Origin of the sequence: Robiginitomaculum antarcticum DSM 21748 (assembly GCF_000365025.1) — a bacterium.
Classification (GTDB): Bacteria; Pseudomonadota; Alphaproteobacteria; order Caulobacterales; family Maricaulaceae; genus Robiginitomaculum; species Robiginitomaculum antarcticum.
In genome coordinates, this window is sequence record NZ_KB823012.1 from 175841 (window position 1) to 198052 (window position 22212).

At 53.7% G+C, this 22212-nt stretch carries 25 protein-coding genes; 15 read left to right on the forward strand and 10 right to left on the reverse strand.

The window, feature by feature from the left end; all coding sequences use genetic code 11:
- Positions 1-45 precede the first annotated feature (45 nt).
- Positions 46-1836, forward strand: a complete 1791-nt coding sequence (locus H142_RS14870) for a porin family protein (protein ID WP_156811954.1) — start codon at positions 46-48, stop codon at positions 1834-1836.
- On the opposite strand, the gene H142_RS14875 is transcribed toward H142_RS14870, so the two are convergent.
- Positions 1833-2435: a thiamine phosphate synthase gene (locus H142_RS14875; RefSeq protein ID WP_017931535.1), complete on the reverse strand. Its 603-nt coding sequence runs from the start codon at positions 2433-2435 to the stop codon at positions 1833-1835. The two genes, H142_RS14870 and H142_RS14875, sit on opposite strands and share 4 nt — an antisense overlap.
- Before the next feature lie 106 nt (positions 2436-2541).
- The gene (locus H142_RS0107685) at positions 2542-3048 is read right to left on the reverse strand and encodes a hypothetical protein (protein WP_017931536.1); all 507 of its coding nucleotides are present in this window, start codon (positions 3046-3048) and stop codon (positions 2542-2544) included.
- A gap of 91 nt (positions 3049-3139) precedes the next feature.
- Here H142_RS0107685 and H142_RS0107690 point away from each other — a divergent pair, with 91 nt between their 5' ends.
- On the forward strand, positions 3140-3793 hold the full coding sequence (locus tag H142_RS0107690) for a YggS family pyridoxal phosphate-dependent enzyme (protein ID WP_017931537.1): 654 nt from the start codon (positions 3140-3142) through the stop codon (positions 3791-3793).
- Here H142_RS0107690 and H142_RS0107695 read toward each other — a convergent pair.
- Complete coding sequence (locus tag H142_RS0107695; RefSeq protein ID WP_233341642.1) at positions 3790-4287, reverse strand: L,D-transpeptidase family protein; 498 nt, start codon at positions 4285-4287, stop codon at positions 3790-3792. The two genes, H142_RS0107690 and H142_RS0107695, sit on opposite strands and share 4 nt — an antisense overlap.
- Positions 4288-4392: 105 nt before the next feature.
- On the opposite strand from H142_RS0107695, the gene H142_RS0107700 reads away from it, so the two are divergent.
- Genes H142_RS0107700 through H142_RS0107710 form a run of 3 tightly spaced genes read left to right on the forward strand, consistent with a single transcriptional unit; the run spans position 4393 to position 6774 of the window.
- Positions 4393-5082, forward strand: a complete 690-nt coding sequence (locus H142_RS0107700; RefSeq protein WP_017931539.1) for a response regulator transcription factor — start codon at positions 4393-4395, stop codon at positions 5080-5082.
- Positions 5075-6118, forward strand: coding sequence for a cupin-like domain-containing protein (locus H142_RS14880; protein ID WP_017931540.1), 1044 nt, complete (start codon positions 5075-5077; stop codon positions 6116-6118). Before H142_RS0107700 ends, H142_RS14880 begins: the two co-directional genes overlap by 8 nt.
- The gene (locus tag H142_RS0107710; protein ID WP_017931541.1) at positions 6115-6774 is read left to right on the forward strand and encodes a lysoplasmalogenase family protein; all 660 of its coding nucleotides are present in this window, start codon (positions 6115-6117) and stop codon (positions 6772-6774) included. The genes H142_RS14880 and H142_RS0107710 overlap by 4 nt, the downstream gene beginning before the upstream one ends.
- On the opposite strand, the gene H142_RS0107715 is transcribed toward H142_RS0107710, so the two are convergent.
- Positions 6771-7598, reverse strand: coding sequence for an exodeoxyribonuclease III (locus tag H142_RS0107715; protein ID WP_017931542.1), 828 nt, complete (start codon positions 7596-7598; stop codon positions 6771-6773). The genes H142_RS0107710 and H142_RS0107715 overlap by 4 nt on opposite strands.
- 59 nt (positions 7599-7657) lie before the next feature.
- A complete protein-coding gene (locus H142_RS14885) occupies positions 7658-8338 on the reverse strand; it encodes a LolA family protein (protein WP_017931543.1) in 681 nt (226 codons plus the stop codon).
- A gap of 147 nt (positions 8339-8485) precedes the next feature.
- Here H142_RS14885 and rph point away from each other — a divergent pair, with 147 nt between their 5' ends.
- A complete protein-coding gene (rph, locus tag H142_RS0107725) occupies positions 8486-9202 on the forward strand; it encodes a ribonuclease PH (protein ID WP_026147885.1) in 717 nt (238 codons plus the stop codon).
- Here the strand turns inward: rph and H142_RS0107730 are convergent.
- Positions 9199-10644, reverse strand: a complete 1446-nt coding sequence (locus tag H142_RS0107730; protein WP_017931545.1) for a sigma-54-dependent transcriptional regulator — start codon at positions 10642-10644, stop codon at positions 9199-9201. The two genes, rph and H142_RS0107730, sit on opposite strands and share 4 nt — an antisense overlap.
- 214 nt (positions 10645-10858) lie before the next feature.
- Here H142_RS0107730 and H142_RS14890 point away from each other — a divergent pair, with 214 nt between their 5' ends.
- From H142_RS14890 to H142_RS0107755, 4 genes are all read left to right on the forward strand, one after another.
- The gene (locus tag H142_RS14890) at positions 10859-11149 is read left to right on the forward strand and encodes an aa3-type cytochrome c oxidase subunit IV (protein WP_017931547.1); all 291 of its coding nucleotides are present in this window, start codon (positions 10859-10861) and stop codon (positions 11147-11149) included.
- A 162-nt stretch (positions 11150-11311) separates the two neighbouring features.
- A complete protein-coding gene (locus tag H142_RS0107745) occupies positions 11312-12451 on the forward strand; it encodes a Re/Si-specific NAD(P)(+) transhydrogenase subunit alpha (protein ID WP_017931548.1) in 1140 nt (379 codons plus the stop codon).
- The gene (locus tag H142_RS0107750; RefSeq protein WP_017931549.1) at positions 12448-12783 is read left to right on the forward strand and encodes a proton-translocating transhydrogenase family protein; all 336 of its coding nucleotides are present in this window, start codon (positions 12448-12450) and stop codon (positions 12781-12783) included. The genes H142_RS0107745 and H142_RS0107750 overlap by 4 nt, the downstream gene beginning before the upstream one ends.
- 1 nt (position 12784) lies before the next feature.
- Entirely contained in the window at positions 12785-14194 is a 1410-nt protein-coding gene (locus H142_RS0107755; protein ID WP_017931550.1) for an NAD(P)(+) transhydrogenase (Re/Si-specific) subunit beta, read from the forward strand.
- On the opposite strand, the gene H142_RS0107760 is transcribed toward H142_RS0107755, so the two are convergent.
- Entirely contained in the window at positions 14191-15102 is a 912-nt protein-coding gene (locus H142_RS0107760) for a sulfotransferase domain-containing protein (RefSeq protein WP_026147886.1), read from the reverse strand. The genes H142_RS0107755 and H142_RS0107760 overlap by 4 nt on opposite strands.
- Before the next feature lie 265 nt (positions 15103-15367).
- Between H142_RS0107760 and H142_RS0107765 the strand changes: the two genes are divergently transcribed.
- Entirely contained in the window at positions 15368-15838 is a 471-nt protein-coding gene (locus tag H142_RS0107765) for an FKBP-type peptidyl-prolyl cis-trans isomerase (protein WP_017931552.1), read from the forward strand.
- 99 nt (positions 15839-15937) lie between these two features.
- Positions 15938-16993 carry a YHYH protein gene (locus tag H142_RS14895; RefSeq protein ID WP_017931553.1) on the forward strand — a complete coding sequence of 352 codons (1056 nt, stop codon included), beginning with the start codon at positions 15938-15940 and terminating at the stop codon, positions 16991-16993.
- Here H142_RS14895 and trpA read toward each other — a convergent pair.
- Entirely contained in the window at positions 16990-17775 is a 786-nt protein-coding gene (trpA, locus tag H142_RS0107775; RefSeq protein ID WP_017931554.1) for a tryptophan synthase subunit alpha, read from the reverse strand. The genes H142_RS14895 and trpA overlap by 4 nt on opposite strands.
- 57 nt (positions 17776-17832) lie before the next feature.
- Here trpA and H142_RS0107780 point away from each other — a divergent pair, with 57 nt between their 5' ends.
- Together H142_RS0107780 and H142_RS0107785 are read left to right on the forward strand one after the other, a co-directional pair.
- A complete protein-coding gene (locus H142_RS0107780) occupies positions 17833-18393 on the forward strand; it encodes a hypothetical protein (protein ID WP_156811955.1) in 561 nt (186 codons plus the stop codon).
- Entirely contained in the window at positions 18377-18922 is a 546-nt protein-coding gene (locus H142_RS0107785) for a hypothetical protein (protein WP_156811956.1), read from the forward strand. The genes H142_RS0107780 and H142_RS0107785 overlap by 17 nt, the downstream gene beginning before the upstream one ends.
- 35 nt (positions 18923-18957) lie before the next feature.
- On the opposite strand, the gene trpB is transcribed toward H142_RS0107785, so the two are convergent.
- Together trpB and H142_RS0107795 are read right to left on the reverse strand one after the other, a co-directional pair.
- Positions 18958-20202: a tryptophan synthase subunit beta gene (trpB, locus tag H142_RS0107790; RefSeq protein WP_017931557.1), complete on the reverse strand. Its 1245-nt coding sequence runs from the start codon at positions 20200-20202 to the stop codon at positions 18958-18960.
- Positions 20199-20846 (reverse strand): phosphoribosylanthranilate isomerase, encoded by a 648-nt coding sequence (locus H142_RS0107795; RefSeq protein ID WP_017931558.1) that lies wholly within the window; start codon positions 20844-20846, stop codon positions 20199-20201. Before H142_RS0107795 ends, trpB begins: the two co-directional genes overlap by 4 nt.
- 52 nt (positions 20847-20898) lie before the next feature.
- Between H142_RS0107795 and H142_RS0107800 the strand changes: the two genes are divergently transcribed.
- On the forward strand, positions 20899-21936 hold the full coding sequence (locus tag H142_RS0107800; RefSeq protein ID WP_017931559.1) for an aromatic ring-hydroxylating oxygenase subunit alpha: 1038 nt from the start codon (positions 20899-20901) through the stop codon (positions 21934-21936).
- Positions 21937-22212: the final 276 nt, after the last annotated feature.

A 22212-nucleotide genomic window follows, 5' to 3' on the forward strand; every position in this document is an offset into this window, starting at 1 on the left:
ATGTTTAACGGAATTTAAGGATTTAGGGGAGGGCCGCCTGTGCGCGTGTCATGGTTAGTCGGGACAGCTATCGTCATCGGGGGTGTGTCCACGGTTGGGTTTGCGCAAAACGCCGGACAAAGCGGCAAAACAGACGACCCTTATAAAGCCTATTATGCCGGTCCGGCGCCGGCTGACACACAAGCCCTGCAGGGCGGTCCGCTCGCGCGGCCCATGCCGGCGCAAGTGCAGCGCGATATGGGATATCAAAGCCCGCCAATTACTCCCGCGCCTGCGCCGCAAACCTCCGGTGGATGGATGCCAAGCTCCGCCGCGCCTCCGCAAGTCTCCGGGTCCGCTTCAGCATCAAGCTCTTCCGGCACTTCATATACTGGTGGCGGCAGCTATATCCCGCCCGCTAAACCATCGTCCCCGTATTCAGGACAGGCCGCCACAGGCGGCACATATTCAGGACAAACCACATATGGCGGTTATCCGGCAGGAGTCACGACGCAACCAGCCCCCGCGTCCAATTACGGGGGGCCGAATTACGGGCGCCAGACAAATGGAGCGCAAAATTATAATTCCGGCCCTCAATATGCAGGTCAAAATTCAGGTCCTATGCAGGCCCCGCCGCCCATCCGCTCACAGCCGCGCTGGTGGAACCGCCTCGGTTTTGGCAATGTGCAGGTTAAGACGGACGGTCATCTGAAAATGGGTCTGGCGGGCGTATCGCGTGATGAGACGACATCGGAGTTGACCGCGGACGGTATGGTGCGCACGGAAGTGTCCGCCATAACCCAAAGCGGCATTGAATATGGCGTAAAGCTTAAACTGCGCGGGCAGCGTGACCGCTATCGCCGCGGGTTTGGCGGCTCGACAATGGTGTTTGGCACAAATGGGTGCCAGCCGGGAATTCCGGGATGCGCGACTGTGACACTTGCGGGCACGCCGCGCGCCGCGCGCGGGCATACCAGCCAGCTTTATACATTTGGTCAAAATGAGCAAAAAGAGCACACTCTGGCGCTCGAAGCCGCTAATCTGTTTGTGCGTACGCCTTATGGCGACTTTACCGCAGGGCGTGATGACGGCGCAGCCGCGCTGTTTAGCAGTCAGGCTCCATCGCTTATGCCGCTGGCGCGCGTCTCTAACCGCCGCACGGATTATTCCGGTCTGGATATGACCAAGACTGTCAATGATGCCTCCGGATTTGCCGAAAAAGTGACCTATACCAGCCCGCGTCTGCTCGGCGACACTATCGGCGTTGGCGTACAAATCGGCCTGTCTTACGCGCCCTCTACAGAAGCTTGCGGCGTTGATTATTGCGTGCGCGGCAATGACAGCAATAATCCCAATGCGCCTCTCTCGCCGCAACTTGATGACGCGGTCGAAGCCGGTATGGCGCTGTCGCGTAATTTTAATAATGGGCTCAGCGTCGAGGGCACAGCCAATTACGCAAGAGCCAAAGATACATCCGGAATCTCAGAATTTGACGATTTGCAAAGCTGGGGGCTGGGACTGACGGCCAGTTACGGACAGTTCGCGTTCGGAACATCGTATCTATCGTCCAATAATGGCTGGGCCGCGGACGGGGATTACCGCGCCGCAGATGTCGGTCTGACATGGAAGCCGTCAAATTGGGGCGTAACAACCGGCTTTGGCTATGCCGAAGATGATCTGACCGGAGTGACCGGACGTTCGGCTTTGCTGGGCGTGTCTTATGATTTTGACCGCTACACCATCGGCACGGGCGTTCAATATACGGACCGTGATGTTCCGGTCTCCACCGGATTTGTTGTTAGCCAAGAGACGCAGGATGCAACATCTGTCTTCATTGAGGGTGCGGTTAAGTTTTAGTCTGCGTCATTTAAAAACATAGACACGCCGGCGTAACCGGCGGCTCCCGATCCCGACATATGCGGCAGGGTGGCACGGTTTATACCGCCCAAAGCGATCACCGGATGTGAAGACAGGCTGGCGAGGTTTATAAAGCCGCTAACCCCCAGCGGCGTGCCTGCGCTCGGACTTTCACTTTGAAAAACAGGCGACAGGATGACCGCGTCCAGCGGGGCAGCATTGGCTTCAATAATCGAGTCCATATCGTGCACAGCGCAGCTTAGAAACCACTCCGGTATGCGCTCTTTCCAGATATGGGCGTCGGCCACATCATTTTGCGGGAAATGCACGCCGTCCGCGCCGCACGCTATGGCAAGCTGTGGATCCGCGCCAACTAGAAAAAGGTGGTCACCGCCAAAGGCAATTTGCCGTAGGTCGTCAGCTATGGCCGCGCGGTCCGCATGTCCAAAATGACGGTAAATAATTGCGGACTGTGAAGGCAGGGCGCGCGCTATAGGACGCACGTCGCCAATACGCGGATCCGTCATAAAAAAGAGCGGCGGCGCAGACGACCCGGCCGTCACAGTCTTCAAGAGCGTTTGAGTAATGGGCGATATCATAAGGCTGTGATAGCGCCACGCCCGGAAACATACTACCCAGTGATTGAGCCTATAAACCGCATATCGTGGTCTGAAAATCAGCTGTGATATGCGGTTATTATTAAGCTTAAGGCTGAGATTGCTCGGCCAGCATCTTTTGAGCGGCCGCAAATAGCATATCGTTAACGGCCCCGTAACTTTCGCAATATTTCATTTTTTCCAAGCTGGCTGGCGCTAAGATCTGCTCGCCTGGATACATCGCAGCATAAACTGACTTTTTTGAGGCGACTGACTGTGTAACAGTATCAGAACCGTAAGTTTCGGAATCCAGAAGTGAACCTGTTATCATACTGGAAATTTGAAATTGCCGGCCTATGGATTGGATAATTTTAGCCTGCTGTCCTGCGTCTCCGTCTTGGGGTAAAGCTTCGGAAAAATGGTCAAGATAACCGCTGCAATCCACTAAATCATTATATGAATTAGAAAGATTTTTGGTTTTAATATCAGCTTGGAAAGTTTGTGCGCGGGCCAATTGTTCAGGCGTGTATTTGCTGGCCTCTTGAGCCACAGCAACGCCGGCTACTCCGGTGAGCAAAACGGCCGATAGGGCGAGAGTGTTGAAAAATTTAGTCATAGAAAGGGCCTATAGGCTGTTAAATTTATAGCCCCGTCTATACAAAAGCGTTCCTGCATGAAAGATGAACAGCAGACATTACGGATGATATATGAAATCGTTAAAACAGCGGGCTGAAAACATTGACGCGGTCATGAAAAAGGCGGCGTCCAAAACGCCCTGCCGCCTCATCGCTGTCTCCAAACAGCAGCCAGATGAGAAAATTGTGCAAGCGCTGGACGCCGGTCTGAGGATTTTCGGGGAGAACCGCGTGCAAGAGGCGGCCGCGCGGTGGGGGGAGCGGTTCGTCCAGCATAGAGATGGCTTGGAGCTGCATCTCATCGGCCCGCTGCAAAGCAATAAAACCGCCGATGCGTGCGCGTTATTTGACGTCATTCATACGCTGGACCGTTCGAGTCTGGCTAAAGCGCTGGCCAAATACCGTGACGGTGGCGGCAAACTTCCGCGCCTGCTCGTTCAGGTCAATACAGGCGAGGAAGAGCAAAAATCAGGCGTGATGCCCGCTAAATTGAGCGCATTTCTAAGATCGATGGATCAGGATTATGGTCTCACTATCGAGGGTCTGATGTGCATTCCGCCTGTTGACGAAGCCCCGGGCGCGCATTTTTGGCTCTTACGCACACTGGCTGCCGACCACGGGCTTTCCGAGCTCTCCATGGGGATGAGTGCAGATTATGACACAGCGGCCAAATTAGGGGCCACATATGTGCGCGTCGGCTCTGCGCTGTTCGGCGCGCGCAGCTAGATGATTTCAATATAACTGTCGAGGCTGAGATGAGGTAGAATTGTCGCCATCGCGTCCGGCGTCACCGCAATACATCCTGCGGTCGGGCGCTGATCTACCCGCGTAATGTGCAAAAATATAGCGCTGCCTTGCCCGGCAATTGGCGGGGCATCATTATGACCTAGCACGATGATAACATCATAAGCACAGTCATCGCGCATGAGGCGCTCGGCGCTGGCGGGGTAGGGGAGCCGGACGGGCTGATTATAGGCTGCGTCACCGCGTTCATCGCACCATCCATCATCGCTGCGAATGGCGTGAAATGTCAGGGGGCTGGACGGGGCAGGCAGGCGGTCGGCGCGGTAAAATCCGTATCTTAATCTGTAACGGCCCAGCGGCGTTTTAAAATCGCCCTCGCGGCCCTCGCTTTGCGGGATCGCGCCCTTCCGCCCGATGACGCAAGCATAGCTCTGCCCGTTGCATAATAGCTGTTTGTTTCCGGTATTAACGATCATATCCATCTCTCAACCGTACTTCACGGCTTCGCGAGTGCAAACGCTTTACCTTGTTTTTTATGGTGCGGGGATTATTGTCCGGACAAACAATCCAAGGACAAGTCCATGAGCGTCAAAAAACGCCTGCTGATTATTGATGATGACGAAGATTTGCGCGCAGAACTGTGCGAGCAGTTCAGCCTCTATGACGAGTTTGAAACGACTGATGTCGGAACGGCAGGCGAGGGAATTAAACAAGCTAAAGAAAATGCCTTTGACCTGATCATTTTGGATTTGGATCTGCCGGACATGCTCGGCACGGAAGCCTGCGGCCTAATGCGCAAAGCCGGGGTGGCTGCGCCGATTGTCATGCTGACGGGGAATGAAGGCGAAGCGAATGAGATTTTGGGCCTCAATAGCGGCGCGAATGATTATGTCACCAAACCGTTTCGTTTCGCCATTTTGATGGCGCGTATGCGGGCCCATTTGCGCATTTTTGAACAAAGTGAGGATGCCACGTTCCAGCTCGGGCCATATGAATTTCATCCGGCAAATAAAAAGCTCATTCCATCGGAGGGGCGCGATATCCGTTTGACCGAGAAAGAAACCAATATCTTAAAATATTTGCTTCGGGCGGGGGGCAAGGCTGTGGCCCGCGAAGAGCTTCTGCACGAGGTTTGGGGCTATAATAGCGGCGTCACCACCCACACTCTGGAAACCCATGTCTATCGCCTACGCCAGAAGATCGAGCCGCAACCCGGTACGGCGACCTTGCTCGTGACAGAGCCCGGCGGTTATCGTCTGGAGCTTGGATAATTTGGAGTTTGCCGCGATAGAGTCGCGCGGCGCGCCGACGCCTGATGAATTTGCGCAGCTACGCCTTGCCGCCAAACCCGTTATTTTTCGCGGTCTGGTCACCGATTGGCCCGCCGTCAAACGCGGGAAAATCGGCGCGGCGGAGCTATTTGATTATCTGCGGTTAATGGATAGCGGCAAGATGCAAAACACATTACTCGCCGCGCCTGAGCTGGCCGGGAGGCTGAATTATAATGCTGATTACTCAGGTCAAAATTATTCAGAACAGGCGGAAACGGTCGGCGTCGCGCTTGACCGGCTACTGACCTATGAAAACAATAGTTCGGCCCCGGCCGCCTTTATCCAGTCCTTGCCGCTTAATGACTATATGCCGGAATTTGCCCGCGCCCATCCTATGACGCTGCCGCCAGCAGAGACGCCGCCGCGCGCGTGGATCGGTAATCAAACGACGGTGCAGACGCATTTCGATGTCAGTGAAAACATGGCCTGTGTGGTGGCGGGGCGGCGGCGTTTTACCCTATTTGCGCCGGATCAATTGCCCAATCTGTATATCGGGCCGCTTGAATCCGCGCCGGGCAGAACCCCTGTCAGTACAGTCGATCTGGATAATCCCGATTTTGAGGCTCACCCTCATTTTAGACGCGCGTTGGATAATGGATATCAAGCCGGGCTTGACGCCGGCGACGCCATTTACATCCCTATGGGGTGGTTTCATCATGTGCGCGCGCTGTCTCCGGTCAATATGCTGGTCAATTATTGGTGGAGTGCGCCCGGCGCGCAGCTTAAGCAGCCTTGGGCGGCGCTTCTTCATGCGGTGATGGCCTTTCGCAATCTGCCCGACGCGGACCGTCAGGTCTGGCAGGGTCTGTTCTCGCATTTTGCGTTTTTGGACAATGGTGAGCCAATGTCACATTTGCCACAGGATCGTAGGGGTTTTTTAGGCGGCGTACCCGATATGCATCGCGGCTCTCAAATTTATGAAATTCTAGCTGCACTCGGGCCTGAAATTGGGCTGGATCCGCCCCCGCGAAAATGATGTCGATTGTCCTTAGCCTTTACGCGCTGTGCGTTTTCGCGCTGCTTATGGCTGAGCTGCGCGGTCAAATGACGGCGCAATATATTTCCAAAACGCTAGCGGGCCTTGGGTTTTTGAGCATTGCCGTTTTAAGCGGAGCGATGGACTCAATTTACGGACAGTTGATTCTTGCCGCGCTTGTTTTCAGTTTTATTGGCGATCTTTGCTTGCTTCAACGCGGCACAGGCCGTGCCTTCCTCGCCGGCATGGCGGCCTTTGCTGCAGCGCATATCGTCTATATTTTTGCTCTGGCGCAGTGGGGTTTTGAGCCGTGGTGGCTTTGGACATTCCTTCCGGCTGTATTGATCGGGCTTGCGGCCTATATTATAATGAAGACGGACATACCGGGCAAACTTCAGGCCGGTACATTATTATATTCGGTTGTGATCGCGCTCATGGGCGCATTCGCCATTCTGGCAACACGCAGTAGCGGGCATGGCTTATTCGTTATCGCAGCAGCGTGTTTTATTCTGTCGGACATCTTCGTCTCGCGGCACCGCTTCAAACCTGTTGCGAAACAAACACTGTTAGCAGGGCCGCGCAATTACTTGGTCATCACGCCATTTTATTTTTTTGCGCAAGTGCTCTTTGCGCTTAGTGTTGGTTTGGCAGTTTAGGGCAGATTTAAGTCTAAAACGATGGGGGCATGGTCGGATGGACGCTCCCAGAAGCGGCAATCCCGATGCACTTTAAACCCATCGCGTCCGCCGCAGAGCGCCGCATCTTTGAGCGCCTGACTGACCCAAATATGATCCAGCCTCCGTCCGCGATCGGATTTGTTAATGTCGCGTGAGCGGTATGACCACCAGCTAAAGAGCTTTTCATCATCGTCAATCAGCGCGCGGGCGACATCGATAAAGTCGTGACTGTCTTGCAAGTCTTTCAAGATTCCGACCTCGAGCGGGGTATGGCTGACGACTTTTAAGAGCTGTTTATGTGACCAGACATCATTTTCATGCGGCGCTATATTGAAATCGCCGACCAGAACCTGTTGGTCATCGCCAATGGCAAAGCGCTGGGTAAAATAGGCGTTCATCGTCGCCAGAAAATCCAGCTTATGTTTGAATTTAAGGTTCTCTACGGGATCGGCAATATCACCGCCTGCAGGAATATAAAAATTGTGAAGCTCGAAATCGGTTTTACCGACAACAATGCGCGTACTGACATGACGGGCTTCTTCGCGCGGACAAAAGGCGGTGGGGAGGCGTTCCAGCGGGATTTTACTGACCGTTGCCGTGCCGTGATAACCCTTCATGCCGGAGACTTCGATATGCTCATACCCCGCCTCGCGAAATGGATCATAGGGAAATTGCGGCTCTTCGCATTTAATCTCTTGCAGGCATAGAACGTCAATGTCCTGCTCTTTAAGAAAGCGGATGACCTGTTCAATACGAAGGCGGACGGAATTGATATTCCATGTGGCGATTTTAATTGTGCTCATTGGCGCCGTCTAAGGCGATTCGCGCGCGCAGATAGCGCGCGCTTGTGGATGAAGGCGTGTTAGCGCCGTCGTCCGCCGCTACCGACGCGTGAATTGCGCACGATAAACAGGCGCGGGTTTAAGTCTTCATTATAGCGCAGATTGGACAGGACAACGCGTGTCGTCTGGCCAAATTCATCGACGACAACCCATTCTTTAAGAGCTAAATTCGGCTCGTTAAAGACCAAGGTCATTTGCCCCGCCTGTTTGCCGTCTTTATCGGCAATGGTCACGGCGGTGCGATCTTGAAATTTTTGCAACGCCAAGACTTTGGTGTCGCGGGCCAGGTTCATATCCGTTTTTAAAAACGCACCCAGCGGCGTTGCGCCCAGCGGGATGCGGTCTGACGTGCCCAATTTTGTATTTTGCTGCGTGATAAAGCTGCCATCCGAGACGATGAGCAGGTTCGCGGGTGGGGCATATTCAAAGCGGATTTTACCCGGACGTTGCAGCGCAATTGTGCCGCTGGCCTGGCTACCATTTTGGTTATATTGCACGAAATCACCGGTTAGCGTGCCGGTATTGTTCAGCGCGAGATCCAGACGGGCCAGATCTTGCTGCAGGCTTTGCGGATGGGTGAAGGCCGGAATTTGCGCTGTGGTTTGCGCAGGCGTCGTTGGCGCGGTTTGGGCGCTGGCGATCATGGCCGCGCCGCCCAATAGGGCGCTCATCGCTGCGGTGATTAGAATGTGTTTTTTCATGGCGGCTGTTTACCCCATTAAGAGTGAATATAATCTGACACTATAAGGGCCGCGCCTGAGCGCAAGCCGAATACTGCGCTCACATACGGTTCACCTTGATTAAATTGTGTACACGCGCGATGACGTCCTGAACTCATGGAGAAAATTATGCGTCCCAATGACCGCGCGCTGGATGCCTTGCGCCCCGCCGAAATTACCCCCCACGTTTCGCCTTATGCCGAAGGCTCGTGCCTGATCAAAATGGGCAATACCCATGTACTGTGCACGGCCAGCGTTGACGAAAACGTTCCGCGCTGGATGAAGGGCAAAGGCAAGGGCTGGGTCACGGCGGAATATGGCATGTTGCCCCGCGCGACGCATTCACGTAATTCGCGTGAAGCCGCGCGCGGCAAACAGGGTGGCCGCACGGTTGAGATTCAGCGCTTAATCGGGCGCAGCCTTCGCGCCGTGGTCGATCTGGAAAAGCTCGGTGAGCGCCAGGTCATTCTGGATTGTGACGTGATGCAGGCTGATGGCGGCACGCGCACTGCATCAATCACCGGCGCTTATGTCGCGCTGTCGATAGCGATAAATAAATTGGTCGAGCAGGGCTTAATCGCTGAGTCGCCTATTTTTGCGAAAATGGCCGCTGTCTCTTGCGGGATTGTGGACGGGACCTGCCGTCTGGATCTTGAATATGTTGAAGATAGCGCCGCGCAGGCCGATTGCAATTTCGTGCTGACAAATACGGGCGGCATTATCGAAGTTCAGGCCACCGCCGAAGACGAGCCCTTCACCGCTGATCAAATGGCAGAACTCACGCGTCTGGGCACCAAAGGCGTTGCCGATCTTTGCACGCTGCAAGACACTGCGATTGAACCCTAACCCGTCCCACGTTTGCTTTCGACGTCCATGCCGTGTTCGCGCACTTTGCGGTACAGCGTGGAGCGGCCAATGCCGAGGCGGCGGGCGACTTCGCTCATATGGCCGGAATAGGTTTCTATAGCGAATTGGATGAGATCACGTTCAATGTCCTCAAGGCTACGCAAATGCCCGTTACGGTCCAGTATTTCAAATGTGTCGTCTGACGTTTCGATATCAGTTTCCGGCGTTATAGCTTGGGTTTCGGCGCGCGGTATGATCGGTGTCAAACCGCTGATTTGCGGGAAGTCTTCGGGCTTTAGCATATGGCCGTCAGATAAAATCACGGCGCGGAATATCGCGTTTTCGAGCTGCCTTACATTTCCCGGCCAGCCAAACCCGCGCAGCATTGTAAGCGTTTCAGGTGATGCGCCGCGCACGCTGCGGTTTTCCTGTGCATTAAAACGTTTGACGAAATGCTCTAAAAGGGCCGCAACATCTTCGCGGCGCTCACGCAATGGCGGCACGTCGATTGGAAATACATTAAGGCGGTAAAACAGATCTTCGCGGAACCGGCCTTCTTTAACTTGAACGGATAGATCCCGGTTTGTCGCGCTGATAATGCGCACATCAACTTTGACCGGGCGTTTAGATCCGATAGGGTCCACTTCGCCTTCCTGCAGGACACGCAGCAATTTGACTTGCATATCCAGAGGCAGCTCCCCAACTTCATCGAGGAATAATGTACCGCCATTGGCTTCCTGGAATTTACCGAAATGCTTAGCATTGGCGCCTGTAAAGCTGCCTTTTTCGTGACCGAATAAAATACTCTCGACCAGATTTTCAGGAATAGCCCCGCAATTAACCGTAATAAACGGCCCGCCGGAGCGCTCTGAAGCGCCCTGTATAGCGCGCGCAACGACTTCTTTACCAACACCGGACTCACCTGTGATAAGGATCGGAATATTGGCTTTGGCCCCGCGCTCGCCCATAGCGACTACGCTGCGCATAGACGGGGCACTGCCGATCAAATCGTCAAAGGTGAGCGTGTTCTGGCTGGTTTTATTGAGGCGTTTGACTTCGGTGGACAGCGTGTTGATTTCCAGCGCATTGCGGATAGAGACGATCAGGCGTTCAGGACTGGCGGGTTTAACGACGAAATCGCGCGCCCCTGCTTGCATCGCCGCAACAACGGCGTCGATGCTGCCCCGGCCTGTCAGGACAATTACCGGAAGCTCGGGCCGTATTTTCTGCAGCTCGGCCAAAGTATCCATGCCGCCGAGACCGGGCATGATCAGATCGAGCATGACGACATCTATAAAGCCGCCATTGGCGCCGGCGATTTTATCCAGCGCCGCGTCCCCGCTCTCGGCTTGAAGTGTTTTAAATCCGCTTTTTTCAATGACCGCTTGGAGCAATCTGCGCTGCGTCGGGTCGTCATCGACAATTAAGACTGTTTTGGACATCCCGATACCTTATTATTAGGGCGCGGCTCTTATGGCGCGCGTCAAATCTGCACGTCTCATAGGCGCTTGGCGTAAATTTTCCCTTCAGAGGCAAGGTTAACATGGTGTTGAGAGGCCCCAATCGGTTGCGAAACAGCAAAATTTTCCAGCGCGTCTTGGCGCAATAGATGTCCCATGCTAAGGCGGGCCAAATTGACTCTTACAGGAGGGCGCTATGGCGCAATCTGACTATAAACGCGGTAATATGATCGTTGAGGATCATAAGGGAACTTTTGGCGGTTTTGTTGCTGTCTCTATATGGGCCACCGGCCTGCTTGTGATAATTGTTTTGATGGCGACCTTAATTTTTGCCGCAAAATTTGCTTTTCTCCCCTCATTGATCGCAACATTTATTGTCGGCGTGATTTACGGCCTAGTGCTGAAAATGAGCTTGCGGTGGTATGCTATTCTCTTCTTTTTTGCGATTTTTGCTGTGATCGTCGCCGCGATCGGTGCATTGCTCTAATTTATAGCCGTTTTCACAGCGTTTAGAGCGAATTGGTCATATCAATACCCAAAAAAGTCCTATTTTGATAAAAAGCGGTCCCTTGGGGCCGCTTTTTTATTGGCTTGCGCAGGAATTAAACGCTAACCAAAACGCTAAACTGCCATAAGAATTGGATTCGACGTGAAAATAGCTGTCCTCAATGATCAAAGCGGCGCGGAAGCCCGTGTTAGCGCCTCTCTAGACAGTGTGAAGTCCTACATTGCTGACGGACACAGCGTTGCTGTTGTAAAAGGGGCGGGCAAAGCCGCAAACATCTCTGATGCCGATTATAAAGCTGTGGGCGCAACCATTGCCGCGACGAACACAGCCGCTGTCAAAACAGCCGATCTGGTTATGTCAGTGGTTGGCGGCAATGCTAAACTGGTTGCCGGTATGAAAAAAGGCGCCGGTATTTGTGGTCTGATGAATCCGGCCGATAGCGCCGCATATGTCAAAGCCTGCGCGGACGCAGGCGTCGACGCATTCGCGCTGGAATATATCCCGCGTATTTCACGCGCGCAAAGCATGGACGTGCTGTCCAGCCAATCTAATCTGTCAGGATACCGCGCCGTGATTGAAGCGGGCAGCGAATATGGCCGCGCCTTTCCCATGATGATGACGGCCGCCGGCACGGTCGCTCCGGCCAAAGTGTTTATAATGGGCGCAGGGGTGGCCGGTTTGCAGGCCATTGCCACGGCCCGCCGCCTTGGCGCAGTGACAACGGCAACTGACGTGCGCCCCGCCGCCAAAGAGCAGGTGGCCTCATTAGGCGCGAAATTTGTGGCCGTTGAGAATGAAGAATTTAAAGCCGCAGAAACGGCGGGAGGCTACGCCAAACAAATGAGTCCAGAGTATCAAAAACTGCAAGCCGAGTTAACCGCGACCCATGTGGCCAAACAGGACATCGTCGTCACCACGGCGCTGATCCCCGGACGCGCTGCGCCCGTGCTGATTACCAAAGAGATGGTCGCGTCGATGAAGCCGGGCAGCGTGCTCATTGACCTCGCGGTAGAACGCGGCGGCAATGTGCAGGGCGCAAAACCGGGCGAAGTTGTGACCACGAAAAATGGCGTCAAAATTGTCGGGCATCTGAATTGGCCATCACGCATGGCGGGCGATTCCAGCTCGCTCTTTGCGCGCAATCTTAAAAACTTTTTGCCGCTGCTGACAGCCGAAGGCGGGGTATACGGCCCCGATTATGACGACGACATTATCATAGGCTGCCTACTGACACATGGCGGCGCGGTCGTGCATGAGCGCCTGACAGGAGAAAAATCATGAGTATGATGTTACCGTTAATGGCGAGCGCGACAGGCGCGACGCCGATCATCTATCTATTTGCGATTTTCATCCTCGCCATATTTGTTGGCTATTATGTGGTCTGGTCAGTCACGCCCGCATTGCACACGCCGCTAATGGCTGTGACCAATGCCATTTCCTCCGTCATTATCGTTGGCGCGCTGGCCGCGATTAGCGCGAATAAATTAGGCATGGGCTTCGGTATTGCTGACGGCTTCGGATTTGTCGCAACGGCGCTTTGTGCGGTCAATATTTTCGGCGGCTTTCTGGTGACCCAGCGCATGCTCGCCATGTATAAAAAGAAAGAGAAGTAGGATGACCCTTTCTCCAAATGTGGCCGCTATGGCCTATATCGTCTCGGGCGTCCTGTTCATCATGGCGCTGCGCGGGCTTAGCTCACCGGAGACGTCGCGGCGCGGCAATACTTACGGTATGGTCGGGATCGGCATCGCCATTGTAACCAGCCTATTATATTTCGGCATGCTGGGCAGCGGCCCGCTCGTCAAAGTCGGCGGCGCCTTAATAATTGGCGGCGGTATTGGCGCAGTGATTGCCAAGCGCATCGCTATGACGGCTATGCCGCAACTGATTGCCTTTTTCCACAGTCTTGTCGGTCTGGCTGCCGTGCTGGTCGCCTGCGCGGCCTTCTTTTCGCCCGAAGCTTTCGGCATTGGCGAGCGCGGATTTGTGGCAGGCTACAGCCTGCTTGAGCTGTCCCTCGGCGCAGCGATTGGCGCGATCACCTTTACCGGGTCGATCATCGCGTTTTTGAAACTCAATGGGAATATGTCCGGCTCGCCCATCCTGCTTCCGGGCCGTCATTTTATTAATCTGGGTCTCGTGCTCGCCGTCGCCGTGCTCGTCGGCATGACCATGGCCAGCGGGGGAGCATCTGCCCCCGTCTTTATCGTCATTATCGCGCTAACTTTGATATTGGGCGTGACGCTGATCGTGCCGATTGGCGGCGCGGATATGCCCGTCGTCATCTCTATGCTGAACAGCTATTCGGGCTGGGCGGCAGCGGCGCTCGGCTTCACGCTGGGTAATCTGGCGCTGATTATTACCGGCGCATTGGTCGGCAGTTCCGGCGCAATCCTGTCTTATATCATGTGCAAAGGCATGAACCGTGGGTTCCTGTCAGTCATTCTGGGCGGGTTTGGCGCGGTCGCGTCCGAGGCTGCTGCGGGCGGCGGTGAGCAAAAACCGTTTAAACGCGGCAGCGCCGAAGACGCGGCCTTCATCATGAAAAACGCCTCGAAAGTCATCATCGTGCCGGGCTACGGCCTCGCCGTCGCGCAGGCGCAGCACGCCACTCGCGAAATGGCGGATGCGCTCAAAGCTGAAGGCGTGGACGTGAAATACGCCATCCATCCGGTTGCAGGCCGTATGCCGGGTCATATGAATGTCCTGCTCGCGGAAGCCAATGTCCCCTATGACGAAGTCTTCGAACTTGAGGATATCAACAGCGAATTTTCCACCGCCGAAGTCGCTTTCGTGGTCGGCGCCAATGACGTCACCAACCCCTCAGCCAAGACCGATCCGGCCTCGCCAATCTTCGGCATGCCTATACTGGACGTGGAAAAAGCGGGCACAGTTTTGTTTGTCAAACGCTCTATGTCATCGGGTTATGCCGGCGTCGATAATCCGCTCTTTTACGCCGATAATACGATGATGCTTTTGTCCGATGCCAAGAAAATGGTCGAAGAAATTATTAAAGCGCTCTAGGCCGTAATAAGGCCGCCATGTTTCAACCAAAGCGCCGCGTCCTCGCCAAGTTCTTCAATCATTTTATTTTCATAGGCGGCGTTTTCGTCGTCTGTGAGAACGTCTTTCCACCGGCCATTTATGCCCTTGTTGATGAAGACCTTTGCCCCGGCGTCCCAGAATGCGCCGCCGAGTGGAACGCTTTTCATGGCGTTTTCCTTCATCCATTCAAAGCTACAATATTCGACGATTCTGTCCCAACGGCTCTCGTTAATCTCGATAGATAAAAAATCTGCAATCCTGCGCATCGCTTGCGGCATGTCCTTTTTCATATCGCTAAAATGCAGGAACATCACATTAGGCAAATTGCGGATATTCCACCAGCTGCGCACATTGTCCCAGAACGACCAGAACGGATAGCCGTCCTTGTCCATCCAATCGTGCCAATATTCACGAATATCTTCGGGTGGAGGATCAATCGGCGGTCCGATACGGCCGGGTGTATTGTTCAGAGCGTCATACCAAACGTTATTAGCATTTGAATGATGATTATAGAGGCTCCAGACTACATCGCGTCCATCTCGTCCAATATAGATATATTTTGCTTGAGGTGAAAATTTTAGCGCGTCCACGGGCAGATGAGTTTTCATAAAGCGCCGGTGTTTTTGGGCTTCGATCTCGGGAAGTTTGACGGCCTTTGGCGGCACGCGAAGATCGACCCATGGCGACATTTCAGCAACAGACAAATCCGGATCTCCCCCGAAAATCATTTGAGCAATCATCTGCTGTGTCCAGGTCGTCCCGGACTTTCCATAGGTCGAGATGATAATGTCGTCATCGCGAATCTTTAGATCATTCCAAATCGTGGAGTCAAAATGATGATTGCAAAGCTCACGTGATTTTTTGGGCCAAGAAAGTGTATCTGCCATACCGCCCCCATATTTTGGCACGGCTAATAGCATAAAATTCGCAAATTTTCAAGATTTTAGAATTGCCTGATCAAAGCAGACCGGAATGTAGAGACATGGCTTCATCAATTTCAATCTTCTGGTACCACCTTGAAGCGCTTTAGGCGTTTTTTCTCTCCCGCTTATCCCTCCTGCGCGAAGCGGTCTTTGACGCGATAGACAATATCCGCTAGGCGCGGTGTTGATTTAAAAACCCTACACCAAGTCAAAGACACAAGGTCGCCTTATGCAAAATATAATCGGATTTCATTATACGCTCAAAGATAAAGACGGCGCTGTGCTGGACAGCTCTGAAGGGCAGCCGCCTATGTTGGTCATGACCGGCGCGCAGCAGATCATTCCGGGACTGGAAAAAGAGCTGATGAAAATGAAAAAGGGAGAGAAACAGACGGTCGTTATTGCGCCCGAGAATGCTTATGGCCCCGTCCAAGAGGATATGAAACTGACCGTCAAACGCGAGCAATTCCCCGAAGGCGCGCAGCTTCACGTCGGGCAGCAATTTAAAATCAATCAAGAGCCGCAGGCGCCCGTCTTTACCGTCACGGCGATTAAAGACGACAATATTCACATTGACGGCAATCACCCCATGGCGGGCAAAGAGCTACATTTCGATGTTGACGTGACTGAAAAACGTATGCCGACACCGGACGAGCTGGCCCATGGTCACGCTCACGGCCCCGGTGGCCATCACCACTAAAATTAAGCGGTAATAACCACCCCTAAATATTATTTCATTCTCTGTGACAGGTTTAACGTGTAGACCGTCTATTATGGATAAACCTTACGTGAGAGACAGATGAAAGCCTTATATTTAACCGGCGTAGCATGTTTTTTTATGGCGGCATGCGGCGCCCCGGGTAATGACCCTTCAGAGGACGCCGCAGAGATATCGCCGCAAGCAATTCTGTCAGCACAGAACGCCGCGCAGTATTTTGACCGTGACAGCTTAGCCGCCGATCCTAAAATTGTGGACTGCACATTATCCGGCGGCGCGACGGCGAAATGTTTGTCGATCACGTTAAAGCCAGCGCCGGAGAGTTTCACTATCGGCCCGTGGTGTCCGCGCAATATCAGTGACGGCCCGGATGTGTCGGGTATCTGGCTGGAGGGCGGCAAAGTCTATGACGCCGATGGGGCGTTTATCCAAAATATGTCGACATTTTACGATGATTCTGATTGGCAAATGTTTGACCCGGCAACAGGCAAGATTAATATCACAGATAGCAAGATTTCCTGCGCAGCGGCGGCGCGCCCCGATGTCGACCCGCAATATCAAAACCACTGCGTTGAATGTCAGATATCGTATCTGGATGAAGGCCTAAGCCCGACTTATGTTATTCCGCTTCACCCCGTGCCCGCCTTAAACATTGCGCCGCGTGTTGATCATGGCGGGGTCGGCGTCGCCTTTAGCGGCGCGCGGCTGGACGCCTCTGCGCCAACTGATGCCATTTTAGCTGCGCATACTGTGGCGCCATTTGATGATTGCGGCGGTCATGTGAATTTGAATGCGGGCTATCACATTCATGCGGTGATGGATTGCCTGACCGAAGTGCCCGGTGCAGGGGGCCACGGTTCGCAAATCGGTCTCGCCATGGACGGCTATGGCCTATTTGCGCGATATCTATCCGGCGGCGTTGAGCCTACGGATTTAGACCAATGCCGGGGCCATGAGGTTGACGGTATCGGCTATCATTACCACGTGAATGCGCCGGGTGAAAACGCAATTATCGGCTGTCATAGCGGACAAACGGGCTGCACGTTGGAGGATTCCGGCGCGGTGTGTGATTCCAGTCAAGTGCAAGGGCGACCGCCAAGAGGTAATGTCCCGCCGCCCGGGCGAGATAACCGCTAAGCGCTGTGCGCGCCGTCCGCGAGGGATTTGACCAAGGCTAGAGCCTCTTCCTCGCCTTGCTCGTGCAGGGCTTTGACGATGGCCGTGCCGACGACAACGCCGTCCGCGATTGTGCCGATTTGCGCCGCGCGCTCCGGCGTTTTTACGCCAAAGCCGACGACAACTGGCAGGCCGGACGCTTTACGCACGGCGGCGACTTGCGCGCTAATATCGCCGCTACCGTCACCCGATAGCGCCGTGCCCGTCACGCCCGTCATAGAAACATAATAAACAAAACCCTTCGTGCCGCGCACAACGTCGGGAAGGCGCGCCGCATCGGTTGTCGGCGTGGCAAGGCGGATTAGCGCCAAATCATGAGGCTCAAACGCCTTGCGCAATGGCGCGTCTTCCTCGGGCGGGAGGTCAACAATAATCGCGCCGTCTACGCCGGCCTTGTGGGCCGCCTTGGCAAATTCCGCTTCGCCCATTTGGTGGATAGGATTAAAATATCCCATCAGGATGATGGGAGTATCGCTATTCGTGCGGCGAAAATCGGCCGCCATATCTAATATCGTTTTCAGCGTCGTGCCGGACTTGCGCGCGCGAATGCCCGCCTCTTCAATTACGGGGCCGTCCGCCATCGGGTCGGTGAACGGAATGCCCAGCTCGATAATATCCACGCCATAGGCGGGCAGGGCGTTCATCACGCGCTGACTGGCTACGCGGTCAGGATCCCCGCCCATAATATAAGCGACAAAGACGGTGGAGGTTTTAGAGAAAGTAGCGTTAAGGCGTTGGGTCATTGCTAATATGCTTTTCTTGTGACATTTAACCTATGCTTTAGGATGGGTTCGAGCGTTTTGAAATTAGTATTTATAGATTATTTAAATTCAATTGACCTTGACCGTACTGCTTCTGCATTTGCGATATGCATCTCTTTAGTAGCACTTTTATTTTCGTTTCTAAATTATAAATTACGGCGGCAAGATCGGAAATCTCATATGCCGGCGCTTGAGGTATATTATGAGACAGGAACAAGATTTTCTTCAGAAGAAGAACAATATGATAACGCAAATTACTGTTGGTCATTCAGAATAATGATTACAAACACGTCAAGATCGCACAATTCAATTCTCGGTGCGCAATTAAAAATTAGTTATATTGGATACTCAGGAGACGAAGGCGAGCTTGTTCTAGACAATGTGAATTCAAGAACCGACGACTTTAATACCCCTGTAAGTTTAACACCGATGGAGAGTGTGTCTGGATGGTTCACATTCTCCACGACAGTTAATATCTATAATGACTTGAAAAACCTGACTTACGAAATAGAAATCATGGATGCGGCAAAACTTGGCAAGAAGGTTGAACCAATCGTAATTTTACCAATGAGATTAAAGAACGATGAGAAAAAAAGTTAGGCTAAAAAATATTGTTCCGTTAATGAACGTTGGTCTGGTTAGCATGCCAAATGTAGCTGATGGTAAAATGGTGGCTAACTTAGTTCTAGATTTGCAGAAATATCCAAGTGTTCTTAAATACATTCAAGCACACACTCCAGACATGAGTGGAGATGCAAATACACAGTGGTTCATGTCTAATAAAGGTGCCGCATATCTACTTATTGAGGCCTCTAAACCCGCTAAGGTCGAATTTACTATACCCTTTTCAATGAAGTCGCATGCACTTAGCGCTGACCATATAATGCGCACGAGATGTGCATATCTACAAGGCTCAAATCTGCTGCTGGGAAAGAGCACTAACATTGACGCCCCCAGCATCCTTGTTGAAATTCCTGCTCAGCCGTTAAAAAGTCGTTGGGAAAATCATCTCCACAAATATTTTGAAAAGAGATTTCGAAAAAGGGGCTTTAATAAAGCTGAGGCAAAAAAATTCTCCAAAAAACATATAGAGGAATTTAGAGAGTTTGGATCAGTTAGGCAGAAGTAATCTCTATAATACTTTTCAGTTTCACCTATACCTACTTAATAAGCCTTCGTATTCTCGCCGTCTGTCCCTGCCGCGATATCTTCGCCGAGCGCTTCGGCGATGGTGAAGACGTCTTTGTCGCCGCGGCCGCACATATTCATGATGATAAGTCCGTCTTTGCCTAATTCTTTGGCGAGATCGACGGTGCGCGGAATGGCGTGGCTGGGCTCCAATGCTGGCAATATACCTTCAAGGCGCGCGCATTCTTGGAACCAGTGCAGCGCTTCCTCGTCTGTGGCACTTACATATTCGGCGCGGCCAATATCGTGCAGCCAGGCATGTTCCGGCCCGATGCCGGGATAGTCTAGACCCGCAGATATAGAATGCGCGTCAGCGATCTGGCCGTGCTCGTCTTGTAATAAATAGGTGCGGTTACCGTGCAGCACGCCCGGCGAGCCGCCCGTCAGCGAGGCCGCGTGCAGCCCGCTATCGACGCCGCGCCCGGCCGCTTCGACCCCGATCAGGCGCACGGATGCGTCCGGAACAAAGTCATGGAAAAGCCCCATCGCGTTTGATCCGCCGCCAATACAGGCGACCGCCGCGTCAGGCAGGCGGCCTTCGCGGTCCAGAATTTGCGCTTTGGCTTCGCGGCCAATAATGGCTTGGAAATCGCGCACCATAGCGGGGTAGGGATGCGGGCCCGCCACTGTGCCGATACAGTAAAATGTGTCGCCGACATTGGTAACCCAGTCGCGAAGGGCTTCATTCATCGCGTCTTTTAATGTCGCAGTCCCGCTATGCACAGCGCGCACTTCGGCCCCTAAGAGACGCATACGAAACACATTGGGTTTTTGGCGCACAATATCCGTTGCGCCCATATAGACGATGCATTTCAGGCCAAACCGCGCCGCGACGGTCGCGGTGGCGACGCCGTGCTGGCCCGCGCCGGTCTCCGCGATGATGCGGGTTTTGCCCATACGCCGCGCCAGCAGAATTTGGCCCATACAATTGTTGATTTTGTGCGCGCCCGTGTGGTTAAGCTCGTCGCGTTTAAAGTAGATTTTTGCGCCGCCCGCATGCTCCGTCAGACGTTCTGCGAAATAAAGCGGGCTGGGGCGACCGACATAATGAGCGAGAAAATCATCAAGCTCGGCGATGAAAGCCGGGTCGACTTTGGCCTCATTATAAGCCTGCTCCAGCTCCAAAATCGGCGGCATTAAGGTCTCGGCGACATACCGCCCGCCAAATTCACCAAAGCGCCCGCGCTCATCGGGATAGGTCATATTATCGAATTTATTCATGGCGAGACTGCCTTCATTAGAGCCTTGATTTTCGCGGCGTCTTTTATGCCAGCGGCCTTCTCAACACCAGAGCTTACGTCTAAAATTACTGCGCCGGTTGCGACCGCCGAGGCCGCGTTATCGGGGTTTATGCCGCCCGCAAGCGCCCAGATTTTTGGCATGGGATTGCCGGTAATCATAGTCCAGTCAAAAGCCGCGCCATGTCCGCCCTGTACGGTGCTGCCTACGGGCGGGGCGGCGTCATAGAGAATAAAATCGACAATGCCGGAAAATGTCTCGGCCTGTTTGAAATCCGCTTTATTACGAATTTTTACGGCCTTGATGATTTTTGCGCCGGAGAGTTTTGCGACCTTAGCTGCGCGCTCCGGCGTCTCGTTACCGTGAAGCTGGATATAATCCGGCTGCATAATGGCCGCGATATCGCCGATCAGGTCATCATCGGCGTCTACGGTTACGGCCACGGTTTGCGCCGCGCTTTTAGCGGGCCGTGATAAGCGGGCCGCGTCTGTCACGCTAAGCCGTCTGGGGCTTGCCGCTTCGACGATAAAGCCGAGATATGACGCCCCCGCGCTAATGGCGGCCTCGATATCTTCAGCGCGGGTTAAGCCGCAAATTTTTACGTGTGTTTGCACAGGCTGTGTCATGGGTCTTGCTTACGGGATTGCCCCTGTGCGGGATAGACCCTAAAGCGGTGCTATGAATGATTTTGCATTTGATATCTGGTATTTCGCCACCTTGTCCGGAGACATTAAAACGGGGCAGCTTATCCGTATTGAAATTGCGGGGCAGCCGATAACATTGGGCCGTAAACGTGACGGAAGCGTATTTGCCTTGCGTGATATTTGCCCGCACCGCGCTGCGCCGCTCTCGGCCGGACAGATGAAGGGCGACACGGTTGAGTGTCCTTATCACGGCTGGCGCTTTGACGCGGATGACGGGAAATGCACCGAAATTCCGGCGCTGTGCAGTGATCAGGATATGGACGTTGAGCGCATTGGCGTGCGCAGCTATCCGGCGCGAGAACAAGGTCATTTGGTTTGGGTGTATATCGCCGCCGATCCCAAATCCACCGCGCCGCCCGCCGTGCAGCCGCCATATTTTGCGCTCGCAGAGCTAAAGCCCGTCATGCGCGACGGGGTGCTCCTGAATTGTCATGTCGATCACGCCGTAATCGGATTGATGGATCCCGCCCACGGCCCCTATGTGCATAGCCAGTGGTGGTGGCGGTCTGAAAAATCCATGCATGAAAAGGCCAAAGCGTTTGAGCCGCGCGAGCTGGGTTTTGCCATGGCGCGCCACAGTCCGTCATCGAACAGTTTTGCCTATAAAATTCTTGGCGGAAAACCCGAGACAGAGATCACATTTCGCCTGCCCGGAATACGCACCGAGCATGTTCGCGTGGGCAAGAAACAGCTTTTGTCCTTCACCGCCGTGACGCCCATTGACGAGAGCCACACGCAAATCACACAGGTCTTTTTCACCGATATCGGCTTGATAAAGTGGCTGCGCCCTGTCGTGGCCCGGTTTGCGGCGGCGTTTTTACGTCAAGATGCCAATATGGTGGATTTGCAACAAATGGGCCTCAAACATGATCCGCGCCTGATGCTGGTCGATGACGCGGACACACAGGCGAAATGGTATCACGCTATTAAACGCGAATGGGCCAAGAGCCGCGAAGAGGGCCGGGATTTCGTCAATCCGGTCAAAGCGAGGGTGTTGCGCTGGCGGAGTTGAAGTGCCCCCATCCCCCTCACTGCGTTCGGGTACTTCCCCCGCAAGCGGGAGAAGGTTTCCGCGCCAAGAACTGTTAATCTTCCCCTGTTTACGGGGGAAGTGGGCCGCGCAAAGCGCGGGTCGATGGGGGCATTCCCTAACACCCAACCCTCTCGACTTAACCCCGCTCCCATGTTAGCCCGCGTCCATGGTCAAATTGATACCCATAATTCGAATTATCAGCCCGTCCCGCTAGATATTATCGCGGGCCGGGATAATGCCAATTTGCTGTAATTC

Bases quoted from the DNA above. Each gene is read 5' to 3' on its own strand.
- H142_RS0107715 (WP_017931542.1), bottom strand. From the start codon at position 7,598: ATGAGCACAATTAAAATCGCCACATGGAATATCAATTCCGTCCGCCTT.
- H142_RS14895 (WP_017931553.1), top strand. From the start codon at position 15,938: ATGAAAGCCTTATATTTAACCGGCGTAGCATGTTTTTTTATGGCGGCA.
- H142_RS0107800 (WP_017931559.1), top strand. From the start codon at position 20,899: ATGAATGATTTTGCATTTGATATCTGGTATTTCGCCACCTTGTCCGGA.
- H142_RS0107685 (WP_017931536.1), bottom strand. From the start codon at position 3,048: ATGACTAAATTTTTCAACACTCTCGCCCTATCGGCCGTTTTGCTCACC.
- H142_RS0107795 (WP_017931558.1), bottom strand. From the start codon at position 20,846: ATGACACAGCCTGTGCAAACACACGTAAAAATTTGCGGCTTAACCCGC.
- H142_RS14890 (WP_017931547.1), top strand. From the start codon at position 10,859: ATGGCGCAATCTGACTATAAACGCGGTAATATGATCGTTGAGGATCAT.
- H142_RS0107785 (WP_156811956.1), top strand. From the start codon at position 18,377: ATGAGAAAAAAAGTTAGGCTAAAAAATATTGTTCCGTTAATGAACGTT.
- trpB (WP_017931557.1), bottom strand. From the start codon at position 20,202: ATGAATAAATTCGATAATATGACCTATCCCGATGAGCGCGGGCGCTTT.
- H142_RS0107765 (WP_017931552.1), top strand. From the start codon at position 15,368: ATGCAAAATATAATCGGATTTCATTATACGCTCAAAGATAAAGACGGC.
- H142_RS0107750 (WP_017931549.1), top strand. From the start codon at position 12,448: ATGAGTATGATGTTACCGTTAATGGCGAGCGCGACAGGCGCGACGCCG.
- H142_RS14885 (WP_017931543.1), bottom strand. From the start codon at position 8,338: ATGAAAAAACACATTCTAATCACCGCAGCGATGAGCGCCCTATTGGGC.
- rph (WP_026147885.1), top strand. From the start codon at position 8,486: ATGCGTCCCAATGACCGCGCGCTGGATGCCTTGCGCCCCGCCGAAATT.
- H142_RS0107700 (WP_017931539.1), top strand. From the start codon at position 4,393: ATGAGCGTCAAAAAACGCCTGCTGATTATTGATGATGACGAAGATTTG.
- H142_RS0107760 (WP_026147886.1), bottom strand. From the start codon at position 15,102: ATGGCAGATACACTTTCTTGGCCCAAAAAATCACGTGAGCTTTGCAAT.
- H142_RS0107710 (WP_017931541.1), top strand. From the start codon at position 6,115: ATGATGTCGATTGTCCTTAGCCTTTACGCGCTGTGCGTTTTCGCGCTG.
- H142_RS0107695 (WP_233341642.1), bottom strand. From the start codon at position 4,287: ATGATCGTTAATACCGGAAACAAACAGCTATTATGCAACGGGCAGAGC.
- trpA (WP_017931554.1), bottom strand. From the start codon at position 17,775: ATGACCCAACGCCTTAACGCTACTTTCTCTAAAACCTCCACCGTCTTT.
- H142_RS0107730 (WP_017931545.1), bottom strand. From the start codon at position 10,644: ATGTCCAAAACAGTCTTAATTGTCGATGACGACCCGACGCAGCGCAGA.
- H142_RS0107690 (WP_017931537.1), top strand. From the start codon at position 3,140: ATGAAATCGTTAAAACAGCGGGCTGAAAACATTGACGCGGTCATGAAA.
- H142_RS0107755 (WP_017931550.1), top strand. From the start codon at position 12,785: ATGACCCTTTCTCCAAATGTGGCCGCTATGGCCTATATCGTCTCGGGC.
- H142_RS14875 (WP_017931535.1), bottom strand. From the start codon at position 2,435: ATGATATCGCCCATTACTCAAACGCTCTTGAAGACTGTGACGGCCGGG.